This is a genomic window from Actinomycetospora straminea (assembly GCF_028737255.1).
In the GTDB taxonomy this organism is placed as follows: domain Bacteria; phylum Actinomycetota; class Actinomycetes; order Mycobacteriales; family Pseudonocardiaceae; genus Actinomycetospora; species Actinomycetospora straminea.
The window spans coordinates 510,438-535,816 of record NZ_JAQZAN010000001.1 but is presented as its reverse complement, the minus strand read 5'-3'; the positions used below and the strand labels follow the sequence as shown (position 1 = coordinate 535,816).

Annotated in this window: 16 protein-coding genes and 1 pseudogene; all 17 read left to right on the top strand. The window is 70.3% G+C overall.

What is annotated here, in order from left to right:
- Positions 1 to 257: 257 nt before the first annotated feature.
- The 17 genes and pseudogenes from PH190_RS02525 to rpsJ all read left to right on the top strand — a co-directional run bounded on the left by PH190_RS02525 (position 258) and on the right by rpsJ (position 25,379).
- Positions 258 to 1,052, top strand: coding sequence for an MlaE family ABC transporter permease (locus PH190_RS02525; RefSeq protein WP_274229910.1), 795 nt, complete (start codon positions 258 to 260; stop codon positions 1,050 to 1,052).
- Positions 1,053 to 1,099: 47 nt separating this feature from the next.
- Positions 1,100 to 1,936, top strand: coding sequence for an MlaE family ABC transporter permease (locus PH190_RS02520; RefSeq protein ID WP_274229909.1), 837 nt, complete (start codon positions 1,100 to 1,102; stop codon positions 1,934 to 1,936).
- The gene (locus PH190_RS02515) at positions 1,933 to 3,387 is read left to right on the top strand and encodes an MCE family protein (protein WP_274229908.1); all 1,455 of its coding nucleotides are present in this window, start codon (positions 1,933 to 1,935) and stop codon (positions 3,385 to 3,387) included. The genes PH190_RS02520 and PH190_RS02515 overlap by 4 nt, the downstream gene beginning before the upstream one ends.
- Positions 3,384 to 4,424 (top strand): MCE family protein, encoded by a 1,041-nt coding sequence (locus PH190_RS02510; protein WP_274229907.1) that lies wholly within the window; start codon positions 3,384 to 3,386, stop codon positions 4,422 to 4,424. The genes PH190_RS02515 and PH190_RS02510 overlap by 4 nt, the downstream gene beginning before the upstream one ends.
- A pseudogene (locus PH190_RS02505) lies at positions 4,421 to 5,356 on the top strand (MCE family protein); the annotation flags it as partial. The gene PH190_RS02510 and the pseudogene PH190_RS02505, both read left to right, overlap by 4 nt.
- A gap of 464 nt (positions 5,357 to 5,820) precedes the next feature.
- Positions 5,821 to 7,212 (top strand): MCE family protein, encoded by a 1,392-nt coding sequence (locus tag PH190_RS02500; protein ID WP_274229906.1) that lies wholly within the window; start codon positions 5,821 to 5,823, stop codon positions 7,210 to 7,212.
- A complete protein-coding gene (locus tag PH190_RS02495; RefSeq protein ID WP_274229905.1) occupies positions 7,209 to 8,417 on the top strand; it encodes an MCE family protein in 1,209 nt (402 codons plus the stop codon). Before PH190_RS02500 ends, PH190_RS02495 begins: the two co-directional genes overlap by 4 nt.
- A complete protein-coding gene (locus PH190_RS02490) occupies positions 8,414 to 9,703 on the top strand; it encodes an MCE family protein (protein WP_274229904.1) in 1,290 nt (429 codons plus the stop codon). The genes PH190_RS02495 and PH190_RS02490 overlap by 4 nt, the downstream gene beginning before the upstream one ends.
- 32 nt (positions 9,704 to 9,735) lie before the next feature.
- On the top strand, positions 9,736 to 10,353 hold the full coding sequence (locus PH190_RS02485; RefSeq protein ID WP_274229903.1) for a hypothetical protein: 618 nt from the start codon (positions 9,736 to 9,738) through the stop codon (positions 10,351 to 10,353).
- 31 nt (positions 10,354 to 10,384) lie between these two features.
- On the top strand, positions 10,385 to 11,653 hold the full coding sequence (locus PH190_RS02480) for a hypothetical protein (protein ID WP_274229902.1): 1,269 nt from the start codon (positions 10,385 to 10,387) through the stop codon (positions 11,651 to 11,653).
- Between the two features lie 414 nt (positions 11,654 to 12,067).
- Positions 12,068 to 15,547 (top strand): DNA-directed RNA polymerase subunit beta, encoded by a 3,480-nt coding sequence (gene rpoB, locus PH190_RS02475; RefSeq protein ID WP_274229901.1) that lies wholly within the window; start codon positions 12,068 to 12,070, stop codon positions 15,545 to 15,547.
- 92 nt (positions 15,548 to 15,639) lie between these two features.
- A complete protein-coding gene (locus tag PH190_RS02470) occupies positions 15,640 to 19,548 on the top strand; it encodes a DNA-directed RNA polymerase subunit beta' (protein WP_274229900.1) in 3,909 nt (1,302 codons plus the stop codon).
- 657 nt (positions 19,549 to 20,205) lie between these two features.
- On the top strand, positions 20,206 to 20,580 hold the full coding sequence (gene rpsL, locus PH190_RS02465; protein ID WP_116708457.1) for a 30S ribosomal protein S12: 375 nt from the start codon (positions 20,206 to 20,208) through the stop codon (positions 20,578 to 20,580).
- A 1-nt stretch (position 20,581) separates the two neighbouring features.
- Positions 20,582 to 21,052, top strand: a complete 471-nt coding sequence (gene rpsG / locus PH190_RS02460; RefSeq protein WP_274200568.1) for a 30S ribosomal protein S7 — start codon at positions 20,582 to 20,584, stop codon at positions 21,050 to 21,052.
- Between the two features lie 98 nt (positions 21,053 to 21,150).
- A complete protein-coding gene (gene fusA, locus PH190_RS02455; RefSeq protein WP_274229899.1) occupies positions 21,151 to 23,256 on the top strand; it encodes an elongation factor G in 2,106 nt (701 codons plus the stop codon).
- 192 nt (positions 23,257 to 23,448) lie between these two features.
- Complete coding sequence (gene tuf, locus PH190_RS02450) at positions 23,449 to 24,642, top strand: elongation factor Tu (RefSeq protein ID WP_274229898.1); 1,194 nt, start codon at positions 23,449 to 23,451, stop codon at positions 24,640 to 24,642.
- A 431-nt stretch (positions 24,643 to 25,073) separates the two neighbouring features.
- Entirely contained in the window at positions 25,074 to 25,379 is a 306-nt protein-coding gene (gene rpsJ / locus PH190_RS02445) for a 30S ribosomal protein S10 (protein ID WP_116708461.1), read from the top strand.

Here is a 25,379-nt window from a genome sequence, read left to right as displayed (position 1 = left end):
CAGCGCTCCGGCCGCGACTCCGGGCACTCGGGGTGGGCGCAGCCCAACCCCGGTCAGGACGCCGCGCCCGACCCGCAGGGCGAGGCCGCCGCCGATCCCCCCGCCGAGGGCGGTCCGGGCTCGACGGAGCAGACCGCGCCGGCCGACGACGGCACGGCGCGTCCGCAGTCGCAGGACACCGGCGTGCCGCGCGGCCGCGAGGACGACGACCAGGGCCTCATGGGCGGCCTGCGGCGCATGTTCCGCCGGGGTGACTCGTGAGTTCTCGTCTCGCCGCCGGCAACTTCCCGGGGGCCGGCGCGCTGTCGTCGACCGGCAAGCTGTTCGCCCTCGGCCTCGACGTCGTCGTCGGGATCTTCCAGCGCCCGTTCCAGACGCGCGAGTTCATCGACCAGTGCTGGTTCATCTCGCGGGTCTGCATCCTCCCCGCGGCGCTGGTGTCGATCTCGTTCGGCTCGGTCATCTCGCTGCAGCTCGGGTCGCTGATCCGGCAGTTCGGTGCCCAGTCGTTCTCCGGCGCGGCGAGCACGCTGGCGGTGATCCAGCAGGCGGCGCCCGTCATCTGTGCGCTCCTGGTGGCCGGGGCCGGCGGATCGGCGATCTGCGCCGACCTCGGCGCCCGCACCATCCGCGAGGAGATCGACGCCATGGAGGTCCTCGGCGTCAACCCGATCCAGCGGCTCGTGGTGCCCCGCGTCCTCGCGTCGATCCTCGTCTCGGCGCTGCTGTTCGGACTGGTCTCGATCGTCGGCGTCGCCGGCGGCTACTACTTCAACGTCGTGCTGCAGGGCGTCACCCCGGGCGCCTACGTGCAGGGCTTCTCCGCGCTGTCGAAGCCGACCGACCTGCTGGTCGGCTTCATCAAGGCAGCGCTGTTCGGTCTCGCCGCCGGGATCGTCGCCGCCTATCGCGGCCTCAACCCCGCCGGCGGCCCGAAGGGCGTGGGGGACGCGGTCAACCAGGCCGTGGTCATCACGTTCATCCTGCTGTTCGCGATCAACCTGGTCGTGACGGCGATCTACCTCAACCTCGTCCCGCCGAGCAAGTTCTAAGCCAGTAGCTCTCTTGTTCTGACCGCCGCTCCCCAGGCCAGGATTTGATGACGATCACTTCTCGCGCACGTCGCGCCGTCGAGGCGCCGTTGGGTGTCCTCGACACCCTCGGCGACCAGGCGTCGTTCTACACGCGCACCATCGGCTGGATCCCCAAGTCGGTCACGCGGTACCAGCGCGAGGTCCTGCGCCTGCTCACCGAGGTGGCGTTCGGCTCGGGCGCGCTGGCCCTCATCGGCGGCACGGTCGTCATCGTCGCCACCCTGACGTTCTTCACCGGCTCGGTCGTCGGTCTGCAGGGCTACTCGGCCCTGAACCAGATCGGTACCTCGGCGTTCGCCGGCTTCGTCACCGCGTACTTCAACACCCGCGAGGTCGCGCCGCTGGTCTCGGCGCTGGCGCTGTCCGCCACGGTCGGCGCCGGCTTCACCGCCCAGCTCGGCGCGCAGCGCGTGTCGGAGGAGATCGACGCGCTCGAGGTCATGGCGGTGCCGTCGCTGCCGTTCCTGGTGACGACCCGCGTGGTCGCCGGCTTCATCGCCGTCATCCCGCTCTACGTCATCGGCCTGGTGGCGTCGTACCTCGCCTCGCGACTGCTGGTCACGAACTTCTACACGCAGTCGCCCGGCACGTACGACCACTACTTCAACCTGTTCCTGCCACCACAGGACGTCATCTATTCGTTCATGAAGGTCCTGATATTCGCCTTCGTGATCATCCTCGTGCACTGCTTCTACGGCTACAACGCCAGCGGCGGCCCCGCCGGCGTGGGCGTCGCCGTCGGCAACGCGGTGCGCAACTCGATCGTCCTCTTCACCGTCTTGGACAACCTGTTGACCCTGGCCATCTGGGGCACCACGACCTCGATCAGGATCGCCGGATGAGCGCACCCACGCAGGAGCGCGAGGACTACGCGCCGCCCGTCAAGGACAAGCGGCCGCCGCTGAGCCCGCTGCGCCGCCGGCTCATGGGCCTGGCTCTCGTGCTGCTCATGCTGCTGGTCGTGGCGTTCTGCCTGGCCAACTTCAACAAGCTGTTCAAGCCGGTCGAGATGGTCACGCTGCGGACCGACACCGCGGGCAACCAGCTCTCGCCGCAGGGCGACGTCAAGGTCCGCGGGATCATCGTCGGTGAGATCCGGTCCATCGACAGCGACGGCTCGGGTGCGGTCGTCGAGATGGCGATGGACCCGGACTTCCTGCCGACCATCCCGAGCAACACGACCGCGATGCTCATCCCGAAGACGCTGTTCGGTGAGCGCTACGTGTCGCTGTCGATCCCGCCGAACGGGAGCGCCCGGCCGCTGCAGGAGGGCGACACCATCGCCCAGGACCGGTCGGAGAACGCCACCGAGACCGAGCAGGTGCTCAACAACCTGCTCCCGGTGCTCACCGCGGTGCAGCCGCAGAAGCTCTCGGACACGCTCGGCGCGGTCTCGCAGGCCCTGTCGGGTCGCGGCGAGGAGCTCGGCGACACGCTCGTGCTGCTCAACCAGTACGTCGAGGGCGTCATCCCGGCGCTGCCCGACCTGCAGGCCAACCTGCGGGCGCTGGCCCCCACCGCGGACATCTACAACGTCGCGGCGCCGGACCTGATCCTGGCGCTGGACAACCTGGTGACGACGAGCCGCACGCTCGTCGAGCAGCGGGCGGCGTTCGAGTCGACGTTCCGGTCGGTGACGTCGGCGGCCAACGTGACCACGGACTTCCTGGTCGCCAACCGCGACAACATCATCGCCCTGGCGGCCTCGGCCCGGCCGACGCTCGAGCTCCTCGCCCGGTACAGCTCGGAGTTCCCGTGCCTGTTCCGGCAGCTCGCCGATCTAGCGCCATTGATCAACAACGTCCTGAGCCCGACCACCGGTGTCCTCATCGAGGCCGAGCTCACGATCGACAACGGCAAGTACGTGCCCGGTGAGGAACCGCAGTACCTCGACGACCGCGGGCCGCGCTGCTACCAGATCGAGGGCCAGGCGCCGCAGTTCCCGCCGGGCGGCCCCATCCGTGACGGGTCCATCCCGCCGGACCCCTCCCGCGGCACGCAGGACGCGTACGCGGGCGGTGCGGGCGAGGAGATCGACGAGGACTCCGACACCGGCAACGAGGCGGCCAGCACCGCCCGCACCGGCGGGGGCCGCACCGAGGGCCAGGCCGCTCCCGGGCGCGTCGACGGCGCCAACATCGGCCTGCCCAACACCCCCAACTCACCGGAGGAGCGCCGCCTGGTGACCGAGGTGACGGCGCTGCAGATGGGCGAGACCCCGTCGCAGGTGCCCTCCTTCGCGCCCTACCTGACCGCAGCGACGCTGCGCGGAGCGCCGGCGGTGGTCCGGTGAGGGGGCTCGCCGCACCGCTGATCAAGCTGGCGATCTTCACGATCATCACCGTGCTGTCGGTGGCTGTCCTGCTCACCGCCATCCAGAACAGCTACTTCGGCAGCACCGAGGACTACAAGGCGCGCTTCACCGACGCCTCCGGCCTCATCGCGGGCAGCGACGTCCGCATCGCCGGCGTCCGGGTCGGCCAGGTCACCGAGGTGCAGCTGGTCGACCGGAACGTCGCCGAGGTGACGTTCAAGGTCGACGAGACGCGCCGGCTCCCCGTCGGGTCGATCTTCTCGATCAAGTACCAGAACCTCGTCGGGCAGCGGTACCTCGAGGTGGCCCGCGGCAACGGACCGATGAACGCGACCCTGCGGCCGGGGGCGACGATCCCCGAGAGCCAGACGCGGCCGCCGCTCAACCTGACCGTGGTGTTCAACGGCTTCAAGCCGCTGTTCCAGGCCCTGAGCCCGAACGACATCAACCAGCTGTCGTTCGAGATCATCCAGGTGCTCCAGGGCCAGGCCGGGACGGTGAACTCGCTGCTCGCCCGGACCGCGTCGCTGACCGCGACGATCGCCGACCGGGACGCGGTCATCGGGTCGCTGATCAACAACCTGAACCTGGTGCTCGACACCGTCAACGCTCGCGACGAACGCCTCTCCGGGCTGATCGTGTCGCTGCAACAGCTGGTCAGCGGGCTCGCCGCCGACCGCGTGCGGATCGGGGAGACGCTGCAGCCGATCGCCGACCTGACGACGGCGACGGCCGGCCTGCTCGACGAGGCGCGACCGCCGCTGCGCGACGACATCGTCCAGCTCGGCCGGCTGTCGGAGAACCTCAACGACAACCGCGCGCTCGTCGAGGAGTTCCTGCGCCTCACGCCGCAGAAGGCCAACAACTTCGGCCGGGCCGGCAGCTACGGGTCCTGGTTCAACTTCTACCTCTGCGCGGTCGGCGGCACCGTCAGCTTCGACCCGCTCCCCCTGCCCCCGATCGACCTCGGTTCGGTCATCCAACTCCCTGATGTGGCGAACCGATGCAGCGGATGAAGCCGTTCCGCAAGCGGAACCCCCTCCCCATCGGCGCGGCCAGCATCGCGATCATCCTGCTGCTGATCGCCGCGTCGCTGAACGTCAAGGACCTGCCGCTCATCGGTCAGGGCCCGACGTACACGGCCCGCTTCAGCGAGTCGGCCGGCGTGCTGCCCGACGACGACGTCCGCGTCGCCGGCATCCGCGTCGGGACGGTCACCGACCTCACGCTCGAGGGCAACGACGTCGTCATCTCGTTCAAGGCGCCGGACGCCTGGATCGGCGACCGGACCTCCGCCGCGATCGAGATCAAGACCGTCCTCGGGCAGAAGTACATCGCGCTGGAGCCCGCGGGGGAGCGGCCGCTGGATCCGGACCAGGCCATCCCCCGGCAGCGCACCCGCGCGCCGTTCGACGTCATCCAGGCGTTCTCGCAGCTGTCGACGACGGTCGAGGACCTCAACACCGACCAGCTCGCGCAGAGCCTCGGTGTCCTGTCGGACACCCTCGACGGCGCGGCGGGGCCGGTGCGCGGCGCGCTGGACGGACTCTCCCGTCTCTCGCGGACGATCTCGTCGCGCGACCAGGAGCTCGCCCGCCTGCTGGCCAACACCCGCACCACGACGCAGGTGCTCGCCGACCGGGACCGCGAGGTCGAGCGCCTCATCAACGACGGCAACCTCCTGCTCTCCGAGCTGCGGGCGCGCAAGGCGGCCATCGACAACCTGCTCAACGGCACCATCGCCCTCGCCGCGCAGCTGCGCGGCCTGGTCGCCGACAACGAGGCGACGCTGCGGCCGACCCTCGAGCAGCTCGAGGGCGTGCTGCGCACGCTCGAGGAGAACTCGGCGAACCTGGAGAACGGCCTGCGGCTGCTGGCCCCCTTCGTCCGGGTGTTCGCCAACGTCGTCGGCAACGGGCGCTGGTTCGACGCCTACATCTGCAACCTCGACCCGCCCGGCGACCAGGTGTGCGATCCCGGCTCCACCATCGACCCGACCAGCCTGGCAGGGCTCTTCAACCCGGCGCTGCTGCAGCAGATCCTCGGCAACGCGCTCGCCCAGCTCGCGGGCGTCGGGCTGCCGGACCTCCTGGGCCCGACGTCGGATCCGACCCAGCTCGTGACCGTGATCCAGGGTCTGAGCCCGGCGGACCTCACCCAGCTGCAGACGATCCTCAGCGGCGGCACGGAGGCCCAGCCCGGGCTGAACCAACAGCAGCTCGCGATCCTCTTCCCGAACGGAGTGCCCGATCTGAACGCGCTGACGGAGGCACTGGCGCCGGCAGCCGGCGGTCTGCTGCCCGGCGGTGGCGCTCCGGCCGGCGGTGCCCCGGCCGGTGACGCGGCTCCCGCCGCCGGCCCTGCTCCCGCCGGCGCTGCCCCCGCGGGCGACGGCGAAGGCGGAGGCAACTGATGTCGAACCGCATGGTCGACTTCTTCGAGAGCGCGTCGCGCACGCTCGCGGCGGCGCTGGTCATCGCGCTGCTCGCGACGGCGGGGCTCTGGTACGTCCTGCAGCGCGGCAGCCAGCGCACGGTGACCGCCTACTTCGACAACACCGTCGGCCTCTATGTCGCCAACGAGGTGACGATCCAGGGCATCCCGGTCGGGACGGTCGACGAGATCGTCCCGCAGGGCGACGTCGTCCGGGTCGTCCTCAAGGTCGACAACGAGGCCCCGGTCCGGGCCGACGCCCAGGCCGTCATCGTTGCTCCGACGCTGGTCAGTGACCGGTACATCCAGCTCGGCCCGACCTACGAGAACGGGCCCCAGCTCGCCGACGGTGCGGTGATCCCGCTCGAGCGCACCGGCACCCCGGTCGAGCTCGACCGCGTCTACCAGAGCCTCGACACCATCGCCCGCGCCCTCGGGCCGAACGGCGCCAACCAGCAGGGTGCGCTCAACCGCCTCCTGACCTCCTCGGCGGGCGCCCTCGGCGGCAACGGTGAGCTGCTCAAGAGCACGATCACCGAGCTCGGGGGCGCGGTCGGCACGCTGGCCGACAACCGGGACAACCTGTTCGCGACGGTCGACAACCTCGGCCAGTTCACGAACATGCTGGCCCGCAACGACGGCGCCGTCCGCGACCTCAACAACCAGCTCGCGGACATCGCCGCGTTCCTCGCCTCGGAGCGCGGCAACCTCTCGACGGTGCTCGCGACGCTCCCGCCGGCGCTGGACGACGTCGCCCGCTTCATCCGGGACAACCGCGACATCCTGCGCACCGATGTCCGTCGCCTGGCCAACATCACCGACATCCTGGTGCGGCAGCGCCGGGCGATCACCGAGTTCACCAACGTCGCTCCGCTCGCGCTGGGCAACCTGACGAACTCGTACAACGCCCGCTCCGGGACGCTCGACGTGCGTCCGGTGCTGGCGCCGGAGCTCTTGGGCGCCGGGCTGGACCCGCGGGCCCTGCTCTGCAGCCTGCTGGCCAACCAGCCGGGACTGCCGAACGCGCTCGCCCAGCCGCTCGATCCGGTGCTGACCAACGTGGCCCGCGCATCGGTCGTCTGTGGCGCGCTGCTGGGCGGCACCGACACGGAAGGAAACGTCGTCGGGAACTCGCCGCTGGGGCTGTCCCTGGCCCCCATCCAGGACCTGCTCGGGCTGCTCAACCAGCAGCCGTCCCTCGACGCGCTGGTGCCCTTGACGGCCCTGCCCGGAGGGGCCCCGGCCGGAGCCGGCGGCGACGCCGGTGCAGCGCCCGCCGAGGGTGGCGGAACCGCCGATGCCGGCGCCGCGACCCCGACCGAACCGGGCGCCGGGATCCTCGGCTTCGACACCGTCGGAGGTGGGCAGTGAGCGCACCGCACCGCCCCTCGGGGACGGCGTCGCGCCGCACCCGGGTGGTGACCCTGCTGGTCGTGGCGCTGGTCGCGCTGACCGGCTGCGGCATCCAGTCGCTCCAGGAGCTCCCGCTGCCGGGCGGGGCGGCGCTCGGTCCGGAGCCCTACACGGTCACGGCGCAGTTCACGAACGTCGTGGACCTCGTGCCGAACAACAGCGTGCGCGTCAACGACGTGCCCGTCGGCGTCGTCCGTGAGGTCTCGCTGGCGCCTGACGGCTGGACCGCGCAGGTGCGGGTCGAGGTCAACGGCGCCGTCGTCCTGCCGGGCAACGCGACCGCCCGGCTGCGCCAGACCAGCCTCCTCGGCGAGAAGTTCGTGGAGCTCCTCCCGGCACCCGGCGCCCCGGCCCAGGGACGCCTGGCCAACGGCGCGGTGATCCCGGTCGACCAGACCGACGTCGGCGCCCAGGTCGAGGAGGTCCTCGGCGCGCTGTCGCTGCTGCTCAACGGCGGTGGGGTCGAGAAGGTCCAGACGATCGCCCGCGAGCTCAACGCCGCGACCACGGGCAACGAGGAGCAGCTGCGCTCGCTGCTCACCAACCTCGACACGCTCGTCGGCACCCTCGACCGGCAGAAGGCCGACATCGTCCGCGCCATCGACTCGCTCGAGCGGCTCACGCGCACGCTGGTCGATCAGCGTGCGCGCATCGCCAACGTCATCGACAACCTCGGGCCGGGCCTGGACGTGCTCAACCAGCAGCGCGGCCTGCTCGTCGAGACGCTGCAGGCGCTGCGCCGGCTCTCGGACGTCGGGACCGACGTCATCCGGCGGAGCCAGGCCAACACCGTGGCCGACCTGCGGGCCCTCCAGCCGATCCTGCGCAACCTCGTGGAGGCGGGCGACGCCCTGCCGCGGTCGCTCGAGATCCTCCTGACGATCCCGTTCGCCGACAACTCGCTCAACGTCATCAAGGGCGACTTCGCGAACATCGACGTCAGCCTCCAGATCAACCTCCAGGACCTCCTGACGACCATCCTCAACAGTCCCGAGGTGCCCGGCGTGGACGCGATCTTCAAGCTCCTGCAGACGCCCGGCACCACCCCGCAGCCCGCAGGCGGGGCAGGCGGGGGCACGGGTGCAGGCGCCCAGAACACCGCCGGACTGGTCCCCCAGCTCCCCGGCCTCGGCACCGCGGACGGCGGAGGGAACGGCGGATGATCGGCACCAAGACGCTGCGCCTCGTGGCGTTGTTCGCGGTCATCTCGATCGTGGGCATCGGCTACGTCGGCCTGCGCTACGTCGGCGCGGACTCGCTCATCGGCCTCGGCCCGTACACCGTGCGTGTCCAGCTCGCCGACTCCGGCGGGATCTTCCCGGACGCCTCGGTCAGCTACCGCGGCGTGGAGATCGGCAAGGTCGGCGACATGCGGGTCACCCCGCGCGGCCTCGAGGTCGAACTCGAGATCGAGCAGGACTCGCCCGAGGTGCCGGCCTCGGCCACGGCGGTGATCGCGAACCGCTCGGCGGTCGGTGAGCAGTACGTCGACCTCCAGCCGCCGAACAACGCGGGCCCGTACCTCGAGGACGGGTCGGTCATCCCGATGGAGCGGACGCGGACCCCCGTGCCCGTCGACCAGCTCCTGGCCGACGTCAACGCCCTCGCCACGTCGGTTCCCCTGCCGGAGCTGCGCACCACCGTCGACGAGCTCTTCAACGCGTTCGACCGCGCGGGCCCGGACCTCCAGCGCCTGCTCGACGGCACCAACGCGCTCGTGCCCGACGCCATCGCCAACCTGCCGACATTCCGGCAGCTGCTGCGCGACGGGCGGATCGTGCTCAACACCCAGGTGGACCTCGGCCCGCAGATCATCTCGCTGAGCCGGGACCTGCAGCTGTTCACCGCGCAGCTCAAGGCGGACGACCCGAACCTCCGGCGGCTGGTCAACTCGGCGCCACCGGCGGCCCGCGAGCTCGAAGGCCTGATCCGCGATGTCGGACCGGACCTGAGCCGGGTGATCGCCAACCTGTTGACCATCACCCGCATCCTCGAACCCCGCCTCGCGGGCGTGGAGCAGGTGCTCGTCACGTACCCGGCACTGTCCGCGGCGGCGCCGTCGGTCCTGCAGGACGCCGGCGACCCCGGCCCCGACGGCCGGGTGCACTTCGGCCTCGTGCTGAACATCGCCGACCCGCCGTACTGCACCGAGGGCTACCTGCAGCCCGACGCGGGCTGGCGGCGGGCCGACGAGAAGGACTTCATCCCCATGGACACCAGCGTGCGCTGCGCCGAGGCGCCGCCGGTCAACGTCCGTGGCGCCCAGAACCTGCCGCCGCCCTACGACTCGGAGAACCCCGGCAACCCCGCCGAGGCCGGCGGATCCAACAAGCCGCAGAATGCACCGCAGGACACGACCGCGCTGGCCTCGCTGCCCGCCGGCGGTGTCCTGGAGGGCAGCACGCGCGGCGCGCCCCCGGTGATCATCCCGGGCCTCGGCAGCGACTGACCCCGAGCACGACCCCGCCGGCGCTCCCCGATATGCCCGGCGGACGACCTGAGGAGCTGAGCGCCACGTCCCCGACGACGGCCCAGAAGGCCCCCGAGACCGATGAGGCCACCGACAAGCCCGCCGCGACCCCCGAGCAGCGGCGGCGGCGCCTGGTGACCGTGCTGGCGGTCCTGACCGTCCTGGCCCTGGCGGCCGCCGTCGCGAGCGGCGTCTACTGGTGGACCGGGACCCAGAGCAGCGACGCGAACGCCGCGGCGATGCGCGACGAGGCGATCGACGCCGCCGAGCAGATCGTCGTCAACATCAACACGGTGCGGCCGGCGACGCTCGACGCGGACCTGAACGCCGCGCAGACGTCCCTGACCGAGCCGATGCTCGGCGAGTACCAGCGGGTCCGGCAGCAGTTCGCCGAGAACCTGCGCCAGTCGCAGGCCGAGGTCATCGCGGCGCCGGTCTCCGCGGCCCTGACGGCCTTCGATCCGCTGCACGAGCCGCCGACGGCCTCGGCGATCGTGGCGATCGACGTCAACGCCCGCAGCGCCACCGCGCAGCCCACGTCCAAGCAGCAGCTGTTCCTCGTCGAGATGATCCGCACGCCCGACGGCTGGAAGGCCGCCAAGGCGACGCCCTCGACCGGACAGCAGTAGCCGCGGCCGACACCAGAAAGGGGGAGTGACCGTGCCACCCCGCTCCCGCACGAAGCCCGGCTCCACCGCCCGCCGTCCCAAGGTCGCCGGCCTGCGCCAGCACGCCCACGCGGGCGCCGGTGCCGGCACCGTCGACCCGGTCGACGCGCCCGATCTCGACGACCGCCTCGACGCGGCCGTCGTCGACGACCGGGTCGCGCCCGAGCCGGACACGGCCCCGGACCACGCGGCGTCGCGCCCGAACGGCACGGCGGCGACGCCGGTCCCGGACGTCCCCGAGGCGCCGACCGCCGAGCCGGAGACGGACGCCGAGCCCGACCCCGTCGCGTCCGCCGAGACGACCGCCCTGCCGGCGCCGGTCACCGACGAGGCCGCGGTCGACACCGCGGCCGGTGCGACGACCGAGGCCGCCGCGGCGCCCGACACGGCGACCGAGACCGAGACCGAGACCGAGACCGCGACCGAGACCGCGACCGCGCCGGGCAGCCGGACGGCGGACGCGACCGCGGCCGACGAGGCCACGGACGCCGATGCCGAGACCACCGAGGCCGGCGACACCGCCAAGGTCGCCGCCACGACCGTCACGACGCCGCGCCCGAAGGCCCGCCGGGGCACCACGCGCATGACCCCGCGCGCGGACGCCGGCACGGCCACCAAGGAGCGGCCAGCCGGCGACGTCGCGGCCCTGACGCGCGCGGCGAAGCCCACGCGCACCGGCGGGAAGGGCGCGGGCTCCCCGAGCCGCTTCGCGCGCGAGCGGGCGGCCCTGACGCGCTTCGGCGCCTCGCGGGCGCTGCCGGTCGTGCTCGTCGTCGTCACCGTGCTGTGCCTGGCCCTCGGCGGCCTGGCGTTCTGGCAGGGCCGGCAGGCCTGGACGAGCGGGCCGGTCAGCAACCAGGCCGTCGTCGACGTCGGCGGCACCGCCGAGCTCGTCGGCCAGAGCCGCGAGGCGATCGAGAAGATCTTCTCCTACGACTTCTCCCGCCTCGACGACTCGGCCGACGCTGCCCGGACCATGTCGACCGGGCAGTTCTCCCAGCGCTACATGGCGGTCTTCGACCAGACCATCCGCCAGCCCGCGCAGCAGCAGCAGCTCAAGCAGACGGCGACGGTCGTCAACATCGGCGTGACGCAGATGCGCGACGACCGGGCCACGGTCATGGCGCTGACGCAGTTCTCCGCGCAGCGCACGACCACCGGGCAGTCCACGAACGCCCCGGGCCTGCTGCGTCTGGAGATGGAGCGGGTCGACGGGCGCTGGAAGCTCGCCGAGCTGACGCCCCTCACCGCGCAGCGCTGATCTCGAGCACGACGCGCCGGGCGCGCCACGCGGAGAGCGTGGCGCGCCCGGCGTCGTCATGTGTGGCCTGACCTGCACCGGGTCCGCTGTGCCGCGCGGGCGACACCAGGCGCGCCCCACTTGACTCCGGGGGCACGGGCGGTCACTCTGTTCGCAGCGCGGCGCCCCCGCGTCCGACCCCGGAGGTCGAATCCGCCCCAGGCGGAGGTCCCTCCCGGCGCGTCACGAGGGGGGGCCGTTCGACAGGTGCCGCCATGCGTGGCTAGACTGTCGGATCGCGCTGCCCTACGTCTGTTCGCCTATCCGTGTGCCGACGCCCGGGCCGCGTCCACGCCGCCCGGTGCGCTGCGCCGCGCCCCCGGACGGTGAAGCTACTGACAGCGTTCAGACAGCGTTGTTCCGGAAGGACGCATCTTGGCAGTTACCCGCGCCACCAAGGTCTCGAACCACCACGCGTCGTTCCCCGGGGCACCCACCCGGGTCTCCTTCGCCAAGCTGGACCAGCCCCTCGAGGTTCCCGACCTGCTCGCCCTGCAGACCCAGTCGTTCGAGTGGCTGGTCGGCAGCGAGGAGTGGTTCGAGCGTCGCGTGGAGGCGGGTGAGGAGCTCCCCGTCGGTGGCCTGGAGGAGGTCCTCTCCGAGATCTCCCCCATCGAGGACTTCTCCGGCTCCATGAGCCTGTCCTTCTCCGACCCGCGCTTCGACGAGGTCAAGGCCTCCGTCGAGGAGTGCAAGGACAAGGACATGACGTACTCGGCCCCGCTGTTCGTCACGGCCGAGTTCACCAACAACACCACCGGTGAGATCAAGTCCCAGACGGTCTTCATGGGCGACTTCCCCGTGATGACCGACAAGGGCACGTTCATCATCAACGGCACCGAGCGCGTCGTCGTGTCGCAGCTCGTCCGCTCGCCGGGTGTGTACTTCGACCGCACGGTCGACAAGACCACCGACAAGGACGTCTTCAGCGTCAAGATCATCCCGAGCCGTGGTGCCTGGCTCGAGTTCGACGTCGACAAGCGCGACACCGTCGGTGTGCGCATCGACCGCAAGCGCCGCCAGCCCGTCACCGTGCTGCTGAAGGCGCTGGGGTGGACCACCGAGCAGATCCAGGAGAAGTTCTCCTTCTCCGAGACGCTGCTGGCCACGCTGGAGAAGGACTCCACCGCCGGCCAGGACGAGGCGCTGCTCGACATCTACCGCAAGCTGCGTCCGGGCGAGCCGCCGACGCGCGAGAGCGCGCAGACGCTGCTGGAGAACCTCTTCTTCAAGGACAAGCGCTACGACCTGGCGAAGGTCGGCCGCTACAAGGTCAACAAGAAGCTGGGCTCCGCGGTCGACCCGTCGGTCGGGACGCTCTCCGAGGACGACATCATCAACACGATCTCCTACCTCGTGCGCCTGCACGCGGGGGAGACCGAGGTCGAGACGGAGACCGGGACGATCCCGGTCGAGACCGACGACATCGACCACTTCGGCAACCGCCGCCTGCGCACCGTCGGCGAGCTCATCCAGAACCAGATCCGGGTGGGCCTCTCCCGCATGGAGCGCGTCGTGCGCGAGCGCATGACGACCCAGGACGTCGAGGCCATCACGCCGCAGACCCTGATCAACATCCGGCCCGTCGTGGCCGCGATCAAGGAGTTCTTCGGCACCTCGCAGCTCTCGCAGTTCATGGACCAGACCAACCCGCTCGCGGGCCTGACCCACAAGCGCCGGCTCTCGGCGCTGGGTCCGGGCGGTCTGTCCCGCGAGCGCGCGGGCATGGAGGTCCGCGACGTCCACCCGTCGCACTACGGCCGCATGTGCCCGATCGAGACGCCGGAAGGCCCGAACATCGGCCTGATCGGGTCGCTGTCGAGCTTCGCGCGGGTCAACCCGTTCGGCTTCATCGAGACGCCGTACCGCAAGGTCGTCGACGGGGTCGTCATCGACCAGATCGACTACCTGACCGCCGACGAGGAGGACCGCTTCGTCGTCGCGCAGGCCAACGCGCCGCTCAACGAGGACGGCCACTTCACCGAGGACCGCGTCCTGGTGCGGCGCAAGGGCGGCGACGTGGACCTCATCGCGCCGACCCGCGTCGACTACATGGACGTCTCGCCGCGCCAGATGGTGTCGGTCGCGACGGCCATGATCCCGTTCCTCGAGCACGACGACGCCAACCGCGCGCTGATGGGCGCCAACATGCAGCGCCAGTCGGTGCCGCTGCTGCGCTCGGAGTCGCCGCTGGTGGGCACGGGCATGGAGCTGCGGGCCGCGGTCGACGCCGGTGACGTCATCGCCACCGACCGCGCCGGCGTGGTCGAGGAGCTCTCCGCGGACTACATCACGATCATGGACGACGAGGGTCAGCGCACGACCCACCGTCTCCACAAGTTCACGCGGTCCAACCAGGGCACCTGCATCAACCAGAAGCCGATCGTCTCGGAGGGCGACCGCGTCGAGGCCCGCCAGGTCCTCGCCGACGGGCCGTGCACCGAGGACGGCGAGATGGCCCTCGGGAAGAACCTCCTCGTGGCGATCATGCCGTGGGAGGGCCACAACTACGAGGACGCGATCATCCTGTCGCAGCGTCTCGTGCAGGACGACGTCCTGACCTCGATCCACATCGAGGAGCACGAGATCGACGCCCGCGACACCAAGCTGGGCGCCGAGGAGATCACGCGGGACATCCCGAACGTCTCCGAGGAGGTCCTGGCCGACCTCGACGAGCGCGGCATCATCCGCATCGGTGCCGAGGTCGCGGACGGCGACATCCTCGTCGGCAAGGTGACCCCCAAGGGCGAGACCGAGCTGACCCCCGAGGAGCGCCTGCTGCGCGCCATCTTCGGTGAGAAGGCGCGCGAGGTGCGCGACACCTCGCTGAAGGTCCCGCACGGCGAGACCGGCAAGGTCATCGGCATCCGCGTGTTCTCCCGCGAGGACGACGACGAACTGCCGCCCGGGGTCAACGAGCTGGTCCGCGTCTACGTGGCCCAGAAGCGCAAGATCTCCGAGGGCGACAAGCTCGCCGGCCGCCACGGCAACAAGGGCGTCATCGGCAAGATCCTGCCGGTCGAGGACATGCCGTTCCTCGCCGACGGGACGCCGGTCGACATCGTCCTCAACACCCACGGTGTGCCGCGACGCATGAACATCGGCCAGGTCCTGGAGACCCACCTCGGGTGGATCGCCAAGAGCGGCTGGGAGGTCGACCCGGACAACACCGAGGAGTGGGCGGTGAACATGCCCGACGACATGCGTCGGGTGGAGCCGGACACCAACACCGCGACGCCGGTGTTCGACGGTGCGCGCCAGGCCGAGATCCAGGGTCTGCTCTCGTCGACGCTGCCCAACCGCGACGGCGTGCGGCTGGTCGGCGAGGACGGCAAGGCGCAGATCTTCGACGGACGGACGGGCGAGCCCTACCCGCACCAGATCGCGGTGGGCTACATGTACATCCTCAAGCTGCTGCACCTGGTGGACGACAAGATCCACGCCCGCTCGACGGGGCCGTACTCGATGATCACCCAGCAGCCGCTGGGCGGGAAGGCGCAGTTCGGCGGTCAGCGCTTCGGCGAGATGGAGTGCTGGGCCATGCAGGCCTACGGCGCGGCCTACACGCTGCAGGAGCTGCTGACCATCAAGTCGGACGACGTGCTCGGCCGCGTGAAGGTCTACGAGGCCATCGTCAAGGGCGAGAACATCCCCGAGCCGGGCATCCCGGAGTCGTTCAAGGTGCTGCTCAAGGAGCTTCAGTCGCTGTGCCTCAACGTGGAGGTGCTGTCCTCGGACGGCGCCGCCATCGAGATGCGCGACGGCGACGACGAGGACCTCGAGCGCGCCGCGGCCAACCTCGGCATCAACCTCTCGCGCAACGAGTCGCCGTCCGTCGACGACGTCGTCAACTAGCACCTCGCTGCCCCGGGCCGGGAGTCACCGCTCCCGGCTCGGGGACCGCGGACCCTCTCTAGAAAACAGCTCACCCATCCAGGGGAGAACCTTTGCTCGACGTCAACTTCTTCGACGAGCTGCGGATCGGTCTGGCCACCGCCGACGACATCCGCCAGTGGTCCTTCGGCGAGGTCAAGAAGCCCGAGACCATCAACTACCGCACGCTCAAGCCCGAGAAGGACGGCCTCTTCTGCGAGAAGATCTTCGGCCCCACTCGGGACTGGGAGTGCTACTGCGGCAAGTACAAGCGCGTCCGGTTCAAGGGCATCATCTGTGAGCGCTGCGGCGTCGAGGTGACCCGGGCCAAGGTGCGCCGCGAGCGCATGGGCCACATCGAGCTGGCCGCGCCGGTCACGCACATCTGGTACTTCAAGGGCGTCCCCTCGCGCCTGGGCTACCTGCTGGACCTGGCGCCCAAGGACCTCGAGAAGATCATCTACTTCGCGGCCTACGTGATCACCGAGGTGAACGCGGAGCAGCGGCACAACGACCAGTCGACGCTCGAGAACGAGATCGCCGGCGAGCGCAAGCGTCTCGAGACGCAGCGCGACAACGACCTCGAGGCCCGCGCCCAGAAGCTCGAGAGCGACATCGCCGAGCTCGAGGCCGAGGGTGCGAAGTCGGACGTGCGCCGCAAGGTCAAGGAGGGCGGCGAGCGCGAGATGCGCCAGCTGCGCGACCGTGCGCAGCGCGAGCTCGACCGCCTCGACGAGGTCTGGACCACGTTCACCAAGCTCGACCGTGGCCAGCTCATCTCGGACGAGACGCTCTACCGCGAGCTCTACGACCGCTACGCCGACTACTTCACCGGCGCCATGGGTGCCGAGGCGATCCAGAAGCTCCTGGAGACCTTCGACATCGAGGCCGAGGCCGAGAACCTCCGCGAGACCATCCGCAGCGGCAAGGGGCAGCGCAAGCTGCGCGCGCTCAAGCGGCTCAAGGTCGTCGCGGCCTTCCAGGCCACCGGCAACCGGCCCACCGGCATGGTGCTCGACTGCGTCCCGGTCATCCCGCCGGACCTGCGCCCGATGGTGCAGCTCGACGGTGGCCGCTTCGCGACGTCGGACCTCAACGACCTGTACCGCCGGGTCATCAACCGCAACAACCGCCTCAAGCGCCTGATCGACCTCGGCGCGCCCGAGATCATCGTCAACAACGAGAAGCGGATGCTGCAGGAGGCCGTCGACGCGCTGTTCGACAACGGCCGCCGCGGTCGGCCGGTGACCGGGCCGGGCAACCGCCCGCTCAAGTCGCTGTCCGACCTGCTCAAGGGCAAGCAGGGCCGGTTCCGCCAGAACCTGCTCGGCAAGCGCGTCGACTACTCGGGCCGTTCGGTCATCGTCGTCGGCCCGCAGCTCAAGCTGCACCAGTGCGGCCTGCCCAAGCAGATGGCGCTCGAGCTGTTCAAGCCGTTCGTCATGAAGCGGCTGGTCGACCTCAACCACGCCCAGAACATCAAGTCCGCGAAGCGGATGGTCGAGCGCCAGCGCGGCCAGGTCTGGGACGTGCTCGAGGAGGTCATCAACGAGCACCCGGTGATGCTCAACCGGGCGCCCACGCTGCACCGCCTCGGCATCCAGGCCTTCGAGCCGCAGCTGGTCGAGGGCAAGGCGATCCAGCTGCACCCGCTCGTCTGCGAGGCGTTCAACGCCGACTTCGACGGTGACCAGATGGCGGTCCACCTGCCGCTGTCCGCCGAGGCGCAGGCCGAGGCCCGCATCCTCATGCTGTCGGCGAACAACATCCTGTCGCCGGCGTCGGGCAAGCCGCTGGCGATGCCCCGCCTCGACATGGTGACCGGCCTGTACTACCTGACCCAGCGGCGCGAGGGCGCCACCGGCGAGGGCCAGGCCTTCTCGTCGCCCGCCGAGGCGATCATGGCGTACGACCTGGGGTCGCTCGACCTCCAGGCGCCGATCCGGATCCGGCTGAACGGCAACACCGTGCCCGGGCCGGGGATGACGAACGGCGAGTACGAGCCGGGCCGCCCGTGGCTCGCGGAGACCACGCTGGGCCGGGTGCTCTTCAACGAGCTGCTGCCGGAGGACTACCCCTTCGTCAACGACCAGCTCCCGAAGAAGCGCCAGGCCGCGATCATCAACGACCTGGCCGAGCGGTACTCGATGACCGAGGTCGCGATGACCCTGGACCGGCTCAAGGACGCCGGCTTCCACTGGGCCACGCGCTCCGGGGTCACCATCGCCATCGACGACGTCGTCGTGCCCCCGCGCAAGCAGGAGATCCTCGACGAGTACGAGGCGCGGGCCGAGCAGGTCAACAAGCGCTACCAGCGCGGTGCGCTCTCCTACCAGGAGCGCAACGACGAGATGGTGCGCATCTGGGGCCAGGCCACCGAGGAGGTGGCCAAGGCGATGGAGGACAACTTCCCCGCGGACAACTCGATCTCGCGGATCGTCGCCTCCGGCGCCGCCGGCAACATGACCCAGGTGCGTCAGCTCGCGGGCATGAAGGGCCTGGTCGCGAACCCCAAGGGTGAATTCATCCCGCGGCCGATCAAGTCCAACTTCCGCGAGGGCTTCTCGGTGGTCGAGTACTTCATCTCGACCCACGGCACGCGCAAGGGTCTCGCCGACACCGCGCTGCGCACCGCCGACTCGGGCTACCTGACCCGGCGCCTGGTCGACGTCTCGCAGGACGTCATCGTCCGCGAGGTCGACTGCGGCACCGAGCGCGGCATCCCGATGCCCATCGGCGAGGAGGGCCCGAACGGGCTCGTCCGCGACGTGCACGTCGACACCAGCGTGTACACGCGCACGGCGGCCTCGGCCGTCACCGACGCCGACGGCAACGAGCTGCTCGCCCGCGGCGCCGACATCGGCCAGCAGGCGATCGACGCCCTCCTGGCCGCCGGCGTCGGCAAGGTCCGCGTCCGCAGCGTCCTGACCTGCGACTCGGCCCAGGGTGTCTGCGCCCGCTGCTACGGCCGCTCGCTGGCCACCGGCAAGCTCGTCGACGTCGGCGAGGCGGTCGGCATCGTCGCCGCGCAGTCGATCGGTGAGCCCGGCACGCAGCTGACGATGCGCACCTTCCACACCGGTGGCGTCGCGGGTGAGGACATCACCACGGGTCTGCCGCGTGTGCAGGAGCTCTTCGAGGCCCGCGTCCCGAAGGGCAAGGCGCCCATCGCGGACGTCGACGGCCGCATCCAGCTCGAGGACGGCGACAAGTTCTGGAAGATCACCCTCATCCCGGACGACGGGAGCGAGGAGGTCGTCTACGACAAGCTGTCCAAGCGCCAGCGGCTCGCGACCCTCGAGGTCGACGGCTCCGAGCGCCCGCTGCAGGACGGCGACCACGTCGGCGTCGGCCAGCAGCTGCTCGAGGGCACGGCCGACCCGCACGAGGTGCTGCGCGTGATGGGCCCGCGTGAGGTGCAGCTGCACCTCGTCGACCAGGTGCAGAAGGTGTACCGGTCGCAGGGTGTGTCCATCCACGACAAGCACATCGAGGTCATCGTCCGGCAGATGCTGCGCCGGGTGACGATCATCGACTCGGGCGCCACCGAGTTCCTGCCCGGTGGTGTCGTGGACCGCGCCGAGTTCGAGGCGGCCAACCGCCGCGTCGTCTCCGAGGGCGGCGACCCCGCCGCCGGCCGTCCGGTGCTCATGGGCATCACGAAGGCCTCGCTCGCCACCGAGTCGTGGCTGTCCGCCGCCTCCTTCCAGGAGACGACGCGCATCCTGACCAACGCGGCGATCGAGGGGAAGTCCGACAGCCTCGTGGGGCTGAAGGAGAACGTGATCATCGGCAAGCTGATCCCGGCCGGCACCGGCATCAACCGGTACCGGAACATCCAGGTCCAGCCCACCGAGGAGGCCCGCGCGGCGGCCTACGCGCTGCCGAGCTACGACGACGGGTACTACGCCCCGGACGTCTTCGGCTCCGGCACCGGCGCGGCCGTGCCGCTCGACGACTACGACTTCGGTCAGTTCCGCTGACCTGAGTAGTCCGCACGACACCGGAGGGCGTCCCCGCTGCTGGCGGGGGCGCCCTTCGTCGTGCGCGGTCCCGCCGGCGTCCGCGGGTGATCACCAGGTCGAAAGCACCCCAGGAGGGGGCCGCGCGGTGCCTTTCGACCTGGTGATCACGGGCGCGGGGGCCGGGCGCGGGGTGGCGGTTGGCGGGTTCGGCGGGTCGGCGGGTCGGCGGAATGCGGGCCGGACGTGGCGCGTTGCACACCTCGGGCGGCGGGCGCGGGTGTCGCTTGCAGCGACGGGACGCGCGGGTATCCTCGCCACCAGTCCGGTCGGTGCGGTGGAGTCACCCGCGGCGGCATGGCTCCCGTGCAGACGGGGGTCGAGGACGTCCGAGGGGCCGCGGCGCAGGACACCGACGGCGTCGCCGGGCCGCTGCGAGCGGCGTCCGGCACCCTGATCCGACCCGCTGCGACGTGCCCTCACGCACGCGCGTACCCTGGTGTCCAGTGCCCGACGTGGTCGGGTCGCTCCGCGTGCCCCGGATGTGCGGTGCGCCGGTCCGAAGACCCTCGAGGACCCAGGCGCCCCCGATGACGGGGCGGTCCGCCGCCGGCGTGCCGTGTCGCGGGGCAAGCGAGCCCGATCAGACAGCAGCAGAGGAACGGAAACAGCCGGTCGATGCCCACCATCCAGCAGTTGGTCCGCCGGGGCCGCGAGGACAAGGTCGAGAAGACCAAGACCGCGGCCCTCAAGGGGAGCCCGCAGCGCCGCGGCGTCTGCACGCGCGTCTACACCACCACGCCGAAGAAGCCGAACTCCGCGCTGCGCAAGGTCGCGCGCGTCCGGCTCTCGAACGGCATCGAGGTCACGGCCTACATCCCGGGTGAGGGCCACAACCTGCAGGAGCACTCGATCGTGCTCGTGCGCGGCGGTCGTGTGAAGGACCTGCCGGGCGTTCGCTACAAGATCATCCGCGGTGCACTGGACACGCAGGCGGTGAAGAACCGCAAGCAGGCCCGCAGCCGCTACGGGACGAAGAAGGACAAGAGCTGACATGCCGCGCAAGGGACCCGCTCCGAAGCGTCCGCTCGTCGCCGACCCGGTCTACGGGTCGCCGCTCGTGACGCAGCTCGTGAACAAGGTGCTCGTCGACGGCAAGCGCTCGCTGGCCGAGCGCATCGTCTACGGGGCGATGGAGGGCTGCCGCGAGCGCAACGGCGCCGACCCCGTCGTCACGCTCAAGCGGGCGCTGGACAACGTCAAGCCGGCCCTCGAGGTCCGCAGCCGCCGCGTCGGTGGCGCGACCTACCAGGTGCCGATCGAGGTCCGCGCCGGCCGCTCGACCACGCTGGGCCTGCGCTGGCTGATCACGTACTCCCGGGCGCGCCGGGAGAAGACGATGATCGAGCGGCTCACGAACGAGCTGCTCGACGCCTCGAACGGTCTCGGGGCGAGCGTCAAGCGTCGCGAGGACACGCACAAGATGGCGGAGTCGAACAAGGCGTTCGCGCACTACCGCTGGTGACCGGCCGGGCCCGGGGGTGAGACCCACCCCCCGGCCCGCAGGTCCGAGAACACCCGCCGCGGGACCCGCGGCGACGAACCGACGGGAAGAGGAATTCCGTGGCACGCGAGGTGCTGAACGATCTGGGCAAGGTCCGCAACATCGGGATCATGGCCCACATCGACGCGGGCAAGACCACGACGACCGAGCGCGTCCTGTTCTACACCGGCATCAACTACAAGATCGGTGAGGTCCACGACGGCGCGGCCACGATGGACTGGATGGAGGAGGAGCAGAAGCGCGGCATCACGATCACGTCCGCCGCGACGACCTGCTTCTGGAAAGACCACCAGATCAACATCATCGACACGCCCGGCCACGTCGACTTCACGGTCGAGGTCGAGCGCTCCCTGCGCGTCCTGGACGGCGCGGTCGCCGTCTTCGACGGCAAGGAGGGCGTCGAGCCGCAGTCCGAGACGGTGTGGCGTCAGGCCGACACCTACAACGTCCCGCGCATCTGCTTCGTCAACAAGATGGACAAGCTGGGCGCGGACTTCTACTTCACCGTGCAGACGATCAAGGACCGTCTCGGCGCCAAGCCGCTGGTCCTGCAGCTGCCGATGGGGTCGGAGTCGGACTTCTACGGGGTCGTCGACCTGGTCCGCATGCGCGCGCTCACCTGGCGCGGCGAGGTCTCCAAGGGCGAGGACTACGCCGTCGAGGAGATCCCGGCCGAGATGGCCGACCAGGTCGAGGAGTACCGCACCGCGCTGATCGAGTCGATCGCCGAGAACGACGAGGCGCTCATGGAGCGCTACTTCGCCGGCGAGGAGCTCACGCCCGAGGAGATCGAGCACGGCATCCGCGCCGTGACGGTCACCGGCGACTACTACCCGGTCATCTGCGGCTCGGCGTTCAAGAACAAGGGCGTGCAGCCCATGCTCGACGCCGTCATCGCCTACCTGCCGGCGCCGACCGACGTCCCGGCCGTCAACGGCACGCTGCTCGACGGCGAGACCGAGGTGCAGCGCCACGCGACGACCGACGAGCCGTTCTCGGCCCTCGCGTTCAAGATCGCTGCGCACCCCTTCTACGGGAAGCTGACCTACGTCCGCGTGTACTCGGGCAAGCTCTCCCAGGGCACGCAGGTCATCAACTCGACGAAGGACCGCAAGGAGCGCATCGGCAAGCTGCTGCAGATGCACTCCAACAAGGAGAACCCGGTCGACGAGGCCCGCGCCGGCCACATCTACGCGGTGGTGGGCCTCAAGGACACGACCACGGGCGACACCCTCTGCGACCCGCAGAACCCGGTGATCCTCGAGTCGATGACCTTCCCGGAGCCGGTCATCTCCGTGGCGGTCGAGCCGAAGTCGAAGGCCGACCAGGAGAAGCTCTCGACCGCGATCCAGCGTCTCGCCGACGAGGACCCGACGTTCCGCGTCAACCTCGACGAGGAGACCGGCCAGACGATCATCTCGGGGATGGGCGAGCTCCACCTCGAGGTGCTGGTCAACCGGATGAAGTCCGACTTCAAGGTCGAGGCCAACATCGGCAAGCCGCAGGTGGCCTACCGCGAGACCATCCGTCGGACGGTCGACAAGTACGAGTACACGCACAAGAAGCAGACCGGTGGCTCGGGGCAGTTCGCCCGCGTCATCATCAAGCTCGAGCCGCTGGAGAAGACGGCCGACGGCCCGCTCTACGAGTTCGACAACAAGGTGACCGGTGGTCGTGTGCCGCGGGAGTACATCCCGTCGGTGGACGAGGGTGCGCAGGACGCCATGCAGTACGGCGTGCTGGCCGGCTACCCGCTGGTGGGTCTGAAGCTGACGCTGCTCGACGGCCAGTACCACGAGGTGGACTCGTCGGAGATGGCGTTCAAGGTGGCCGGGTCGATGGCGCTCAAGGAGGCGGCCCGCAAGGCCGACCCCGCGCTGCTCGAGCCCGTCATGGCCGTCGAGGTGTCGACGCCCGAGGACTACATGGGCGACGTCATCGGCGACCTCAACTCCCGCCGTGGCCAGATCCAGGCCATGGAGGAGCGGACCGGCGGCGGGCGCATCGTGCGCGCGATCGTCCCGCTCTCGGAGATGTTCGGCTACGTCGGCGACCTGCGGTCGCGGACCCAGGGCCGGGCGAACTACTCCATGCAGTTCGACTCCTACGCGGAGGTCCCGGCCAACGTGGCCAAGGAGATCATCGCCAAGGCGACCGGCGAGTGACGCGGGTCCGCGGCCCGGGTGCGCCCCGGGTCGCGGACCAGGTCGCGGGCCGTCACGCGGGCTTCGCTAGCCTCGTGACGGCCCTCTCGGTCCTCCGAGACACGGCAGGACCCACACCGACGAGCACCACCCGACCCGGGCCCACCACACGAGGGACGGGTCAGGAAAGAACAGTCCAGGAGGACGAGAGCAGTGGCGAAGGCCAAGTTCGAGCGGACCAAGCCGCACGTCAACATCGGCACCATCGGTCACATCGACCACGGGAAGACGACGCTCACCGCGGCGATCACCAAGGTGCTGCACGACAAGTACCCCGACCTCAACCAGGCCTCGGCGTTCGACATGATCGACAAGGCCCCCGAGGAGCGGCAGCGCGGCATCACGATCTCGATCGCGCACGTCGAGTACCAGACCGAGAAGCGCCACTACGCGCACGTCGACTGCCCCGGGCACGCCGACTACGTCAAGAACATGATCACCGGCGCGGCCCAGATGGACGGCGCCATCCTCGTGGTGGCCGCCACCGACGGGCCCATGCCGCAGACCCGCGAGCACGTGCTGCTCGCCCGCCAGGTCGGCGTCCCCTACATCGTGGTGGCGCTGAACAAGGCGGACATGGTCGACGACGAGGAGATCATGGAGCTCGTCGAGATGGAGGTCCGCGAGCTCCTGTCCTCGCAGGACTTCCCCGGCGACGACCTCCCCGTCGTCCGCGTCTCGGCGCTCAAGGCGCTCGAGGGCGACGCCGAGTGGGGCAACGCGATCATGTCGCTGATGGACGCCGTCGACGACGCCATCCCCTCGCCGGAGCGCGACACCGACAAGCCGTTCCTCATGCCCGTCGAGGACGTCTTCACGATCACCGGCCGCGGCACCGTCGTCACCGGCCGCGTCGAGCGCGGCATCGTCAAGGTGAACGAGGAGGTGGAGATCGTCGGCATCCGCGCGAAGTCGACGAAGACCACCACCACGGGCATCGAGATGTTCCGCAAGCTGCTCGACGAGGGGCGCGCCGGCGACAACGTCGGTCTGCTCCTGCGCGGCATCAAGCGCGAGGACGTCGAGCGCGGCATGGTCATCGGCAAGCCCGGCTCGATCACGCCGCACACGGAGTTCGAGGGCCAGGTCTACATCCTGGGCAAGGACGAGGGCGGGCGGCACACGCCGTTCTTCAACAACTACCGCCCGCAGTTCTACTTCCGGACCACCGACGTCACCGGCGTCGTGACGCTGCCGGAGGGCACCGAGATGGTCATGCCCGGTGACAACACCGAGATGTCCGTCCAGCTGATCCAGCCGATCGCCATGGAGGAGGGCCTCCAGTTCGCCATCCGTGAGGGTGGCCGGACGGTCGGCGCCGGTCAGGTCACGAAGATTCACAAGTAGGTCTCTCTCCGGGACCCCCGGTGCAGGGCCGCGACAGCGGCCGTGCGACACTGGAGTCCTAGCTCGCACGGGGCGGCCGGCTCATGCGGTATCGAGCCGGCCGCCCTGCTGTGAGCAGGGGTCCGAGAGCCACACCGTGGGCCCGGGTCTTCCGGCCGTGCCAGCCACGCGCCGGGAGGCCCACCGTGCCGGTCCCTCACGGGGCGCGGGACGGACACACGTTGAACAGCGCGAGGTCCGCGGGCCCGCAGCGCGCGCGAGCGCGGGGCGGAGCCCGGCGACGGATTCGACACGCCCGACCGCGTGGACCGGTGACGGTCCCGGTCGGGGACGCGGATCCGGCCGGCACGCACCGGGGCGTCTCGAGAACCTGGCCAGCCACCGGGGGCGCATGCCCCGGGTGGGACGAGAAGAGGAACGGCAAAGCCACCATGGCGGGACAGAAGATCCGCATCCGGCTCAAGGCCTACGACCACGAAGCGATCGACGCGTCGGCTCGGAAGATCGTCGAGACCGTGACGCGCACCGGCGCCTCCGTGGTCGGGCCCGTGCCGCTGCCCACCGAGAAGAACATCTACTGCGTCATCCGCTCGCCGCACAAGTACAAGGACTCGCGCGAGCACTTCGAGATGCGCACGCACAAGCGACTGATCGACATCGTCGACCCCACGCCGAAGACGGTGGACGCGCTCATGCGCATCGACCTGCCGGCGAGCGTCGACGTGAACATCCAGTGA